The 12,915-nt window shown below is 30.3% G+C and carries 12 protein-coding genes; 10 read left to right on the top strand and 2 right to left on the bottom strand.

Annotated elements, in window-relative coordinates:
• Positions 1 to 9 precede the first annotated feature (9 nt).
• From atpG to mreB, 9 genes are all read left to right on the top strand, one after another.
• On the top strand, positions 10 to 1,014 hold the full coding sequence (gene atpG, locus CLTEP_RS05250) for an ATP synthase F1 subunit gamma (protein WP_066823673.1): 1,005 nt from the start codon (positions 10 to 12) through the stop codon (positions 1,012 to 1,014).
• 39 nt (positions 1,015 to 1,053) lie between these two features.
• A complete protein-coding gene (atpD, locus tag CLTEP_RS05245) occupies positions 1,054 to 2,445 on the top strand; it encodes a F0F1 ATP synthase subunit beta (RefSeq protein ID WP_066823671.1) in 1,392 nt (463 codons plus the stop codon).
• Between the two features lie 55 nt (positions 2,446 to 2,500).
• Positions 2,501 to 2,761: an ATP synthase F1 subunit epsilon gene (atpC, locus tag CLTEP_RS05240; protein WP_242863875.1), complete on the top strand. Its 261-nt coding sequence runs from the start codon at positions 2,501 to 2,503 to the stop codon at positions 2,759 to 2,761.
• A gap of 315 nt (positions 2,762 to 3,076) precedes the next feature.
• The gene (locus tag CLTEP_RS05235) at positions 3,077 to 3,865 is read left to right on the top strand and encodes a hypothetical protein (RefSeq protein WP_066823667.1); all 789 of its coding nucleotides are present in this window, start codon (positions 3,077 to 3,079) and stop codon (positions 3,863 to 3,865) included.
• A 29-nt stretch (positions 3,866 to 3,894) separates the two neighbouring features.
• On the top strand, positions 3,895 to 5,154 hold the full coding sequence (murA, locus tag CLTEP_RS05230) for a UDP-N-acetylglucosamine 1-carboxyvinyltransferase (RefSeq protein ID WP_066823665.1): 1,260 nt from the start codon (positions 3,895 to 3,897) through the stop codon (positions 5,152 to 5,154).
• Positions 5,155 to 5,377: 223 nt separating this feature from the next.
• A complete protein-coding gene (gene spoIID, locus CLTEP_RS05225) occupies positions 5,378 to 6,451 on the top strand; it encodes a stage II sporulation protein D (RefSeq protein WP_066823663.1) in 1,074 nt (357 codons plus the stop codon).
• A 1,171-nt stretch (positions 6,452 to 7,622) separates the two neighbouring features.
• Positions 7,623 to 8,444 (top strand): M23 family metallopeptidase, encoded by an 822-nt coding sequence (locus CLTEP_RS05220; protein ID WP_066823661.1) that lies wholly within the window; start codon positions 7,623 to 7,625, stop codon positions 8,442 to 8,444.
• 112 nt (positions 8,445 to 8,556) lie between these two features.
• Positions 8,557 to 8,805 (top strand): sporulation transcriptional regulator SpoIIID, encoded by a 249-nt coding sequence (gene spoIIID, locus CLTEP_RS05215; RefSeq protein WP_066823659.1) that lies wholly within the window; start codon positions 8,557 to 8,559, stop codon positions 8,803 to 8,805.
• A 120-nt stretch (positions 8,806 to 8,925) separates the two neighbouring features.
• Positions 8,926 to 9,915 carry a rod shape-determining protein gene (gene mreB, locus CLTEP_RS05210; protein WP_066823658.1) on the top strand — a complete coding sequence of 330 codons (990 nt, stop codon included), beginning with the start codon at positions 8,926 to 8,928 and terminating at the stop codon, positions 9,913 to 9,915.
• A 58-nt stretch (positions 9,916 to 9,973) separates the two neighbouring features.
• On the opposite strand, the gene yyaC is transcribed toward mreB, so the two are convergent.
• Positions 9,974 to 10,513 (bottom strand): spore protease YyaC, encoded by a 540-nt coding sequence (yyaC, locus tag CLTEP_RS05205; protein WP_066823656.1) that lies wholly within the window; start codon positions 10,511 to 10,513, stop codon positions 9,974 to 9,976.
• Positions 10,514 to 10,632: 119 nt separating this feature from the next.
• On the opposite strand from yyaC, the gene CLTEP_RS05200 reads away from it, so the two are divergent.
• The gene (locus CLTEP_RS05200; RefSeq protein ID WP_066823652.1) at positions 10,633 to 11,379 is read left to right on the top strand and encodes a hypothetical protein; all 747 of its coding nucleotides are present in this window, start codon (positions 10,633 to 10,635) and stop codon (positions 11,377 to 11,379) included.
• Between the two features lie 566 nt (positions 11,380 to 11,945).
• On the opposite strand, the gene CLTEP_RS05195 is transcribed toward CLTEP_RS05200, so the two are convergent.
• Positions 11,946 to 12,689: a tRNA 2-thiocytidine biosynthesis TtcA family protein gene (locus CLTEP_RS05195; protein ID WP_066823649.1), complete on the bottom strand. Its 744-nt coding sequence runs from the start codon at positions 12,687 to 12,689 to the stop codon at positions 11,946 to 11,948.
• Between the last annotated feature and the right edge of the window lie 226 nt (positions 12,690 to 12,915).

Here is a 12,915-nt window from a genome sequence, read left to right as displayed (position 1 = left end):
TGATTATGTATGTCAGGTTCAGAACTAAACTTAATAAAAAAGAGAATTAAATCCATTAAAAATATAAAAAAGATAACAAATGCTATGGGAATGGTTGCTTCATCAAAAGTCAAAAAAATTGAGAAGTATATTGAAAGCAATAATAAATTCAACGAATATATGGAAGAAATAATGAAAGATATGATGGAAATTTCAAATCAAGGATATTATGAAGGAATAAAACGTTATGTATTTGGCAATGGTGTAAGAAATAAGTTATACATAATTATTACATCTGATATGGGGTTGTGTGGTAGTTATAATTCGAGTATTTTAAATTTTACTATTTACAAGTTAAAAGAATTGAAAGAAGCTCCAAGTATAATTACGTTAGGTGAAAAAGGAAAGATATTTTTTAATAGATTTAGATATACTACTGTTGCTGAGTATGTTGATGTGCCAGATATTCCAACCATAGAGGAAGCAAAAACCATATCGGAAATGTGTAAAAAATTATTTGATGAAGGAAAAATTGGAGAGATATATGTTATTTACTCTAAATACTTATCTGTTATTAAAAGAGAAGTTGTTTTAAAAAAGATATTACCTATTAATAATGATGACTACAAAGATATTAAAGATATTGAAGATATTAAAGATATTAAAAATAATAAAAATAATAAAGATAGTGAAGATAATGAAGGTAACAAAAATAACAGACATGACAAAGATAACAAGTATAATAAAGAGGAAGAAAAAGGGAAAAACGATTCTATACGGATTATTTATGACAATGATTTAGATGACAAAGCAGGAGATTATATAATAAATGCTTATTTAGAACAGAAATTATTAAATTTTATGATTAATGCTAAAGCAAGTGAACAAAGTTCTAGAATGGAGGCTATGGAGTCAGGTACTAAAAATGCAAACGATTTGCTTTATGAACTTAAAAAGAGGTATAACAGAATAAGGCAAAACACAATAACCCAAGAAATAGAGGAGATAATAGGTGGAGCAGAGGTTCAAAGCTAGTATATAGTTAAAATTGATATATGATGGAGTGATGAGGTTATGCATGAACAGGTAGGTAATGTAGTACAAATTGTTGGACCTGTAATTGACATAAAATTTGAATCAGAAGGACTTCCCAATATATATAATGCTATTGAGATAGATTTAGGAAATAGAAAAATAATTACTGAAGTTGAACAGCATATAGGTGATGATATCGTCAGAACAATAGCACTAGAAAGCACAGAAGGTTTAAAAAGAGGAGTAAAAGCCTGTGACACTGGTAAACCTATCATGGTTCCAGTAGGGAAAGAAGTTTTAGGAAGATTATTTAATGTACTTGGCAAGACAATAGACGGCAAAGAAGATATTAAGACAGAAGAGTATTATTCTATACATAGAAAACCACCATCTTTCGAAGAACAAGCAGTTAAGCCTGAAATATTTGAGACAGGTATAAAGGTTATAGATTTACTAGCTCCGTATCCCAAAGGGGGTAAAATAGGTTTATTTGGAGGAGCTGGTGTAGGTAAGACAGTTTTAATACAAGAACTTATAAATAACATTGCAAAGGAATATGGAGGATTATCCGTATTTACAGGTGTTGGTGAAAGGACAAGAGAAGGTAATGACCTATACAATGAAATGATTTCCTCAGGTGTAATTGAGAAAACAGCTTTAGTATTTGGACAAATGAATGAACCACCAGGTGCAAGAATGAGGGTAGCTCTTACTGGAGTTACTATGGCGGAATACTTTAGAGAGCAGGGTCAAGATGTTCTTCTTTTTATAGATAATATATTTAGATTTACTCAAGCGGGATCGGAAGTATCAGCACTGTTAGGGAGAATTCCAAGTGCTGTTGGTTATCAACCTACCCTAGCAACGGAAATGGGAGCTCTCCAGGAAAGAATTACTTCAACATCAAAAGGGTCTATTACATCTGTTCAAGCAGTTTATGTTCCAGCAGATGATATTACAGATCCAGCTCCAGCTACTACATTTACTCATTTAGATGCTACAACTGTTCTTTCAAGAAGTATAGTTGAGCTAGGCATATATCCTGCTGTTGATCCACTTGAATCGACATCAAAAATATTGGATTCAAGAATAGTAGGCAAAGAACACTATGAAACTGCTGTAAGAGTAAAACATATTCTTGAAAGATACAGAGAATTACAAGATATAATTACTATTTTAGGTATAGATGAACTTTCAGAGAAGGATAAAAAAGTAGTTAACAGAGCAAGGAGAATACAGAGATTTTTATCGCAACCATTTACTGTTGCAGAACAATTTACTGGAATGAAAGGTAAGTATGTAAAGATAAATGAAACAGTAAGAGGATTCAAGGAAATATTAGAGGGGAAATATGATGATTTACCAGAAAGTGCTTTTTTGTTTGCAGGAAGCATAGATGATGTAGTTGAAAAAGCAAAGTCAAAGAAGTAAAAAAGATTAATGAAGTAAAAAAAGATTAATGAAATAGGTGGTTCTTTTGGGAAAAATGGATATAAGTGTATTAACACCTCAGAGTACTTTTTACAGTGGAGAAATATCAAAACTTTTTGTAACAGATATAAATGGTAGTTTAGGTATACTACCAAACCATTCTCCATTAATAACAGTATTGATTCCATCAACAGTGCGTTTTGTATCTTCAGATGGAGGAGAAAAAGAATTTTCAATATCACAGGGTATATTGAAAGTTATTAATAATAAAATAGTTATATTGTGTGATGAATGTAAGTGGAAGTCTGAACCGTAAAGAAAATTGTTTCTTTACGGTTTTACTTTTCACGTTTTATAGCATCTATATATATATTGGTAATATAAAAATATTTTGGATAATCATTTTTACTGCCTTTAAATGAGCAAAAATCATTACAACAAGTTACAAATGACTTTATAACTCAATTTGTAATACTTAATTTCTGTACTAGATGATGCTTGAAAATCGCACTAAAATGTTATTTTACATTTAATGGATTGAAATTTGCACATTTATAGTTATTGCCTAAATCGATAATAGTGAATAAATTGGCTGAATATGACAATAATTAAAAGAGGGCAGGTGGTATTAATGAAAAAAACAAGATATTTTTTATTGTTATTTGTTATAATGATTATTTTTGTAAATTATTCTTCGCCAAATGCATCAGAAAACACTTTAAGAAATAATTCAAGCAATATTCAACAAAGTGTAAATTTTATAGACAGCGTTATTAGGGAGTCCAATTGTAATATTGTTGATTATGGAATTAAAATTAAATTTTTAACATGTGATAATTCCAAAATTATATATGATGCATTGAAAAATGTTTTAAATATAGGGAAGAGTGATATTACTAGTATTATTAATAATAATATATGTGATTGTTTGCAATTTAAGAACAAAAACATACAAGGGTGTATTGAATGTATAAAACAAAATAATATGTATAAGACTTCCATAGAAATTATAAAACATGTGCCAATGAGCAATACACATATTCAATCAGTTTCCGCAAATACTGTTAAACATATATCAGGAGAGGATTTGATAACATTAAAAAATAATGTAATAAGCACTTTGAATGTTAATGAAAAATATTATTTAGATTTTAATTGGTACATACGAGCAAAGCAAATTAATAGAGATTGTGATGTTGAATGTATTAACAATAATATTTGTAGAATACTTAGGCAAGTAGGTGCTTTAAATATTAAAAGCTTGAAATTATATAATGGATATTCAACAACAGCGTATACAAAAATGTTTAGAAGAGAAAAGATAGATAATCATTGTATTGATATTAATCTTGCGGTATGTAATTATAATTCAGGTATTTATTTGATAATTGGAGTTCCAGAGATTTTTGTTTCTTATTAAAGCTGAGTATTTATGAAAGGATGAATATAGTGGAAAAGATATTAGTCAAGGGTGGTAAAAAGCTAAATGGAGAAGTTAAAATAAGTACTGCAAAAAATTCAGTACTCCCAATAATAGCAGCATGTTTATTGTGTAAAGGCACTAATATTATTGAAAATGTACCTATGCTTGAAGATGTATTTGTTTTATGTGAAGTTTTAAGGACATTAAATGCAGATGTAAATATAGATATTTTAAATGAAAGATTAATAATTAATACTGAAAATGTTAAAAATATTGAACCGCCTAGTGAATTAGTTAAAAAAATGAGAGCTTCATTTCTTATAATGGGACCAATGCTATCTCGTTTTGGAAAATTTAGGATAACTTTGCCGGGAGGTTGTAATATTGGGACAAGACCTATAGATTTGCATTTGAAAGGTTTTACATTTTTAGGAGTTAAGATTGATTTAGGTCATGGATTTGTGGATGCTTCGGCTAACAAGATAATAGGTAACACAATTTATCTTGATTTCCCATCAGTTGGAGCAACAGAAAATATAATTATGGCATCTGTACTTGCTGATGGAGAAACTATTATAGGAAATTGTGCTGCAGAGCCAGAGATAGAGGATTTGGCAAATTTTTTAAATGCTATGGGAGCAAAAATAATAGGGGCGGGAACAGATACTATTAAAATTTTTGGTGTAAAAGAATTAAAAGGTGTGGTGTATAGACCTATATTTGACAGAATTGAAGCAGGAACTTTTATGGTTGCAGCAGCTATAACTAATAGTGCTATAAAGATAAATGGAATAAATCAGGAGCATATGAGACCTATAATTGCAAAACTCAGCGAAATGGGGGTAATACTTAACATTTATGGTAACAGTGTTATTGTGGATGCAACAAGAAAATTGAAGCCTGTAGATATAAAAACAATGCCTTATCCGGGTTTTCCAACAGATATGCAGGCACAAATTATGAGTTTGCTAAGTGTATTACCAGGAACAAGTGTTGTTACAGAAACTATTTTTGAGAATAGATTCATGCATGCACCAGAACTGAAAAGAATGGGTGCAGACATAAAAATAGATGGAAGAAGTGCAATAATCAGAGGAGTAAATAAATTAACGGGAACTGAGGTTAAAGCCACTGACTTAAGAGCAGGTGCAGCAATGATATTGGCAGGATTAGTTGCAGAAGGAAATACAATAATAAACGATATATACCATATTGATAGAGGGTATGTTGAAATTGAAAAGAAACTGAAAGGCTTAGGAGCAAACATAGAAAGAATAATGGAATGAAATTGTAATATTTTAATGGAATGAAATTGCAATATTTTAATGGAATGAAATTGCAATATTTTAATGGAATGAAATTGCAATATTTTAATGGAGTGAAATTGTAATATTTTAATGGAGTGAAATTGTAATATTTTAATGGAGTGAAATTGTAATATTTTATACGATATAAAAATAATTATTTATATATAGTAAATCTTTTTAAAAACATTAAAAGGAGAAATACATGAAAAATAATTATGATTATATCAGAATAAGAAATACTTTGTTAGTAAGTTTAATAGTTATACTGATATTCCTTTTATCGGTATCAATACTTAGTAAAATATACAGAACAAAAAAAACGATTTCATATAACCAAAATAATTTTGAAATAAAGGAAAGCACAGTTAAATATAGAGATAATGGTATTGGTGATTTAACTATAAATCCAGTCATAGAAGTATATTTAACAAAAGAGAAAAGAATAGAAAAAATGAATTTAGAGGAATACATTAAGGGAGTTGTTGCTGCAGAAATGCCTGCGGGCTTTGAAATAGAAGCACTAAAAGCACAAGCTATTGCGGCAAGAACTTATGCTTTAGACCACATGGAAAGTGCTGGAGGCAAAAAATATCCTAGAGCCAAAGGAGCAGATATAGATGATACTGTAAATTGTCAAGCCTATATAAGTAAAGCAAGTATAATGAAAGCATGGTCAAAGAATAAACGAGAAGAATATTGGAATAAGATATGCAAAGCTGTAGATTCAACAAAGGGCATGATTTTAACTTACAATGACAAAATTGTGAGACAGCCATTCTATTTTTCTACAAGTAGTGGCAGAACTGAAGATGCAAGTGAAGTTTTTTCGGTTAATGTACCGTACTTAAGGAGTGTATCTAGTCCTGGTGAAGAAAATGCTCCTAAATATCATACCATATTTAAATTTAGCTATAATAGTGTGGTTAAAACTATTAATAAATATTATTCTAATTCTAATATTTATAAATACAATTTACCTCAAAATGTAAAAATATTAGAAAGATCAGAAGGCGGAAGTGTTAAGAAAATAAGAATAGGTAATATCATAGTAACAGGTTTTAAATTCCGGAATATGTTTGGACTTACTTCTGCTAATTTTAATATAAATTTTAGTTCTAATTATATGACTATAACATGCAAGGGATATGGCCACGGTGTTGGCATGAGCCAATGGGGTGCAAATGCTATGGCTAAGAGTGGAAAGAACTATATTGAAATATTAAAACATTATTATAAAGGCGTTGATATAACGCATATTAAATACTTAACAGAATAGGAAAAACCTTGAATAGATAATAGTGAATAGAGAATAAAGAATAGTAAAGGTTGAAATTGCTACGCAATTTCTTCAATAAAGATTGCTAGTTACCAGTGGGCTAGTGGCTAGTTATCAGTTAATGCTGAAATCGTTACACGATTTCTTAAATACAATACAAAAAACATATGTTGATTATAATTATATAGTAATCAAGTTATAAATCTACACTAGCAGACCAGTTGTCTAGCAAACTGGATTTAACCTAGTACTTAGTACCTAATTCCTGGTACGCTAGTTGTCAAGTTACAAATCTGTATTGGTTACTGGAGATTAAAACAAAATCGCCAATCTCCAGTAACCAGTCGCCAAAGCAAATTGTGACTTTGATGAAAACTAATATAAGAGTGCTAGTTTTCCAGGTGGCTAGTTACCAGTTAATGTTGAAATCGTTACACGATTTCCTAAATGTATATAAAAACATTTGGTGATTATAAGTATATAGTAATCAAGTTACGAATCTGTACTAGCCCTCTAGCCCTCTAGTACCCTAGCAAACTTGCTTTAAGTCCTAGCACCTAGTACCTTCTTTAACCTCCTGGTACCTAGTACCTAAATGCAGATACTGGTATGCAGATTGCAAATCTGTACTATGGAGGTTGGAGACTGGGGACTAATACAAAGTCACTAATCGCCAATCACCAATCACCAAAGCAGATTGTGATTTAGTCGGAGAATAAATACCAGTACTTTGTTCTTCCTCCTAGCACCTAGAATCTAAACAGATACTGGTTCTCAAGTTACAAATTTGTACTGGAGACTGGAGACTAAAAGAAAGTCACTAATCGCAAATCGCCAATCACCAAAGCAGATTGTGACTTTGATGAAAATTAATATAAGAGTGCTAGTTTTCCAGGTGGCTAGTTACCAGTTAATGTTGAAATCGTTACACGATTTCCTAAATGTATATAAAAACATTTGGTGATTATAAGTATATAGTAATCAAGTTACGAATCTGTACTAGCCCTCTAGTCCTCTAGCAGCCTGGCAAACTTGCTTTAAGTCCTAGCACTTATTAAAGTGCGGGTTATTTTTTTACAAAAAAATGTACAAGCAAAAAAAGAAAAAAATTTCATAATACATGTATTATTTGCTTACAAATGGCCAAAATTACAAACAGGAGGTGTTTGTAATGGAAAATAAACCAAATAATAATAATCAAGGTAAAAAATTTTTCAAGAAAGAAGGATTCTATGTAATTTTATTTGTTTGCTTATGTGTAGTTGCTGTGATAGCCGCAATAACTATAGGTAATAAAAAGGTAGCAGTTAATCCATCATCTACAAATAAACAATTATCTGAGAATAATACAAAGGATATAAATAATAGACCAGATAATGCTTTACTTGTAGAAAATACTGATAAAAATGATAAAACTGTTGCAAATAATGAAACAAAAGCTAATGTTAAGATTGAAATTCACAATAGCGGGAAGGTTCTTCCAAAGACAACATCGGTTTCAAAACCTTTGAGGCTTGAATTTATCAATCCTGTTAAAGGCACATTGGCGAGAGCATATTCTGAGATTCCAGAATACTATGCTACTGGAAGTAGTGAAAGAAACATTATTTATAGAGAGAATCTTGGAATAGACATTAAAGCAGATGTTGGAACTCCAGTATTTGCTGCTGCCGATGGAATTGTTGAAGAGGTTGGTGAAAATCTAAAGAGTTATGGAACAATGGTTGTTATTGATCATGGAAATGGATTAAAAACTGTTTATTCTAATTTAGATAAAAATGTAGAAGTAAAGGAAAAACAGAAAGTAAAAAAAGGTCAGGAAATAGGAAAAGTTGGAAATACAACTTTGCGATCTGCATATGAAAAATATGGTGCACATCTTCATTTTTCCATACTTCAAGGCAAGGGAAGTTATGAAGAACTGAGCAATGCAAACAGATTTATTGATCCAGCTAAATATGTAACTTATGAAAAAGAAGAAAAGGGAAAATAATATTCAGTTTTTAGTCACTTTCCGTAACTTTATGGAGAGTGACTATTTTGAAATGTATTTTCAATTATCTTGTTGCATATTATTGTAGTAGAATATATAAGGAGGAAGTACTTTGAAAGACTATATTGAAAAAAGAGTATTAGAAGTAGCTAAATATATAATAGAATCAAAGTCCACAATTAGAAAAACAGCTAAAGTGTTCGGAGTAAGCAAGAGTACCATTCATAAAGATATGACTGAAAGACTTCCTAAATTAAATCCTCAGATTGCTCATGAAGCAAAATCCGTACTAGAATTAAACAAAGCTGAAAGACATATAAGAGGTGGAAGAGCTACAAAGTTAAAATATAAATCGCTCTAAAAAAATTTATAAAATATGTTTATTATAGTCTAAAAAACGTATATAATATTAGACAGAGGAACAATTTATAGTTCTAAGAGAGTATATTATTATAATATATTAGAGCAGGAGTGAAAAGCTATGTTTTTTTTTGGTATGGGTACTGACGTTGGAATTGATTTAGGAACGGCTACAGTTTTAGTATATATTAAGGGTAAGGGTATTATACTTAAGGAACCTTCGGTTGTAGCTATTAACAAGGCAGAAAATAATAAGGTATTAGCTGTTGGGGAAGAAGCAAGGCAAATGATTGGTAGAACACCAGGAAATATTATTGCTATAAGACCATTAAGAGATGGGGTGATATCTGATTATGATATTACTGAAAAAATGTTAAAGCATTTTATCCAAAAAGCGTGTGGACGAAGATTATCTGCTCCTAGAGTGGTGATTTGTGTTCCTTGCGAGGCTACTGAGGTAGAAAGAAGAGCAGTTGAAGACGCTGCTAGAAATGCTGGTGCTAAAAAAGTAGATTTGATTGAAGAACCAGTCGCAGCTGCTATAGGAGCAGGTTTGGATATTACAAAAGCAAGTGGTAATATGGTTATAGACATAGGCGGTGGAACTACTGATATAGCTGTTATTTCTTTAGGTGGTATGGTTGTTAGACAATCTATAAAGGTGGCAGGAGATGAATTTGACGAGGCTATCATTAAATACATAAGAAAAAAACACAAATTAATGATAGGGGAAAGAACGGCAGAAGACTTAAAGATTAATATTGGTAGCGCCTATAAAACTGATGAAATTAAAACAAAAGAGATAAGAGGTAGAGATTTAATAACTGGTCTACCTAAAAATATCGAAGTTACTTCTGAAGAAATGAGAGAAGCTTTAAGTGAGGCAGTTAATGCTATTGCTGAATGTACTCATTCGGTATTAGAAAAGACACCACCTGAATTAGCTGCTGATATATCAGATAAAGGTATTGTTATGACTGGTGGTGGTGCATTGCTCAATGGTTTAGATAAACTTATTCAAGAGTATACTAAAGTTCCAGTATATGTTGCAGAAGATTCTATTTCATGTGTTGCACTTGGAACAGGTAAGGCTTTAGAAAATAATTATTAATTAGTTAAATATGGTGTGTTATCAATATAAACAAGCTATCAAGCTATATAATTTGCTTTTAGCTTGTTTCTTTATTTAGAGAGTATAAATAATATGAGTGTATTATAGCATGAGTAATTACTTTTGATATATTCATGACAAGATTTAAACGAATATTTCTGTTCGAAAATAATTCATTATTTTCGCTAGAATCTATTATTCCTATTATAGAAACTTCACCTATATGAGGGAGTGACTTTCCAACACCTTTTCCAGGATGAATAGGAAAATCTCTAACTTGTATTTCCCCTATTGAATCAGCATCTCCTAAACAAGCATCTATGCCTATTATTTTATAATCTGTATATTTTGTTCTTATTTTTTTTACATTTTCACTTATATTAAGAGCATGTATTGGATTATTTACGGTACCAAAAACAGGTAAAGGAAAAGAGTTTTCTTTGAGAAAAGTTCCTACTAATGGTCCTAGACAATCTCCAATACATCTATCTGTACCAATACACATAATTAAAGTATTGTTGTCAATATAATCTTTTAAGAAATATGCTATTTTATAATATGATAAAGGATCACTATAATGACATTTGATTTTATTCAATGAACTACACCTCCCTCTATAATCTATATGAAAATAATTAATACTATATTATGAAAAAAGTATAAAAAATATAAAAAATGGAATAATTAATTATATAAGAATTTAAACGGGGTGTAGTTATGAGAAAATATATTTTTGTTGGAATTTTACTGTTTGCTATAACAGTAGGTATAACTTGTTTAGTAGAAAATGATGCTAATTATTTTTCAGTTAATCGATCGGATTCACAATTTAGTGAGAGGAAATTGAACAAGAGCAAAGATTCAAAGGTTTTTGAGGATAATAAACAGCTAAAAATGTCAGATAAAGTAGATAAGCATAGTATAAATCAATGTGAATATGCAAAAGATACACAAAACAATGTAAAATATATTAGTTATGATTCAATGAATGTTAAATTAATAATTTCAGATAAAGAATTAAAGTATTTTGGTTGTAAAGCACATAATAAATTAGCACATATAGGGATAAATACTGGTTATGATAACACTAAAAGTAATGTATATAGAAAATATAAGACAAATTCTAAAATGAAAAAAATAGATGATTATGATATTTCAGCTAAAAATATAAAAAATGAATATGCTGAAGAAAAACCGGTTTTTAAAGTTCAGACTTCACAAATAATAGGTAATTTAACAATGAAGGATAAAATGCGATTATTTGAAATTGCACAGAAACTTAATGTTCAGGATTATATTAGAATAGAAAAACTATTAAAATCACAAAACCAAAAACAAGGTATAATAGATGCATTACATCTGTTGAAAATAAGATTATCAGATAAAGATTACCAAAAGATAAGAGATATTGCAGATAGATTTATTGATATGGATGCGGTTGAGCAAAAAAATAAAAAACCCTAAAATAGTGAATAGGGAACTTAAATTAGAGAGTAGTGAATAGTGAATAGTAAAGGTTGAAATTGCTACGCAATTTCTTCAAAAAGAAGATTGCCAGTTACAAGTTGGCTAGTGGCTAGCTATAAGTGTATAGTAATCAAGTTACAAATTTGCACTGGAGACTGGAGATTAAGACAAAGTCACTAATCGCCAATCACCAAAGCAGATTGTTACTTTGATGGATATTAATATTTAAACTTTGTTTTTAAGTAGATAATAGTTTTCAAGTTGCAAATTTGCACTAGCCCACTAGCCCTCTAGCAGCCTAGCAAACTTATTTTAGCTCTTAGTACCTAAAACAGATACTGGTATACAGATGGCAAATCTGTACTGGAGACTGGGGACTAGAGATTGGAGACTAATAAATAGTTGCCAATCACCAGTAACCAGTCGCCAGAGCAGATTGTGACTTTGATGAAAACTAATACCTAGAACTTTGTTCTTAAATAGATGCTAGTTTTCAAGTTACAAATTTGCACTAGCCCACTAGCCCTCTAGCAGCCTAGCAAACTTGCTTTAAGTCCTAGTGCCTAATTCCTATCACCTGTTTCCTCATTGTTTGAAGGTTTCTCCCAAATTTGAAGTTGTTTTGTATTAGTTAAGCAACCGAGCAATCTATCTTCTAAATTAGGGAAATCTTTTTCTAAGTTATATGTTAGTTCTTTCATGAATTGTCTTTTGGTGTTTCCATCTGCAGGACAAGGATTTTTTACTATTGGGAAGTTACGTTTTCTAGCTAGGCTATTTATTTCTCTTTCATTTATGTAAAGCATAGGTCTAATAACAGTAATATCAATTCTGCTTAAATAAGTTTTAGGTAAAAAACAGCTTACTCTACCTTCATAGAACATAGACATTAAAAGAGTTTCTATAGCATCATTCTTATTATGACCAAGGGCAACTTTTGTACATCCAAGTTGTTTTGCAGTATCATTTAATGCACCTCTTCTCATTTTTGCACATAATGAGCAGGGATTTTTTTCTTTTCTGATATTAAAAACAATTTCGTTGATATCTGTTTTGATAATATGGTATTCAATGTCTAAATTATTACACATATCAACTAGTGGTTTGAAATCAGCACCATTTCCTGTATCTAAAGTAATAGCAATAATATCAAATTTTTCTGGAGAAAATCTTTGATAAGCTTTTAAAAGCTGCAATAAAGTAAGGCTATCCTTTCCACCAGATAAACCTACTGCAATTTTATCGTTTTCATCAATTAATTTGTAATCATTAATACATCTTCTTAATTTACTTAATAATTTTTGCATTGTTACCTCCAATAACAGATTGTTTATAGTAGATAATTATAATATATTTATTGCACTAAGTGAATAGAAAAATTCAAGTATATAATATATTAATAGAGTGTGAACTACCCTCCACTTACTTCGTTGAAGTGGGGGCTTCTTGGTCAATACTCCCAATGGAGCAAGTTTACCCAAGCTAACAAGGTCGTCCCAACCTCTGATTATTACCAAAATTATATAGCTAATT

Origin of the sequence: Clostridium tepidiprofundi DSM 19306 (assembly GCF_001594005.1) — a bacterium.
Lineage (GTDB): Bacteria > Bacillota > Clostridia > Clostridiales > Clostridiaceae > Clostridium_AC > Clostridium_AC tepidiprofundi.
This window is presented reverse-complemented; position numbering and strand designations above follow the sequence as displayed.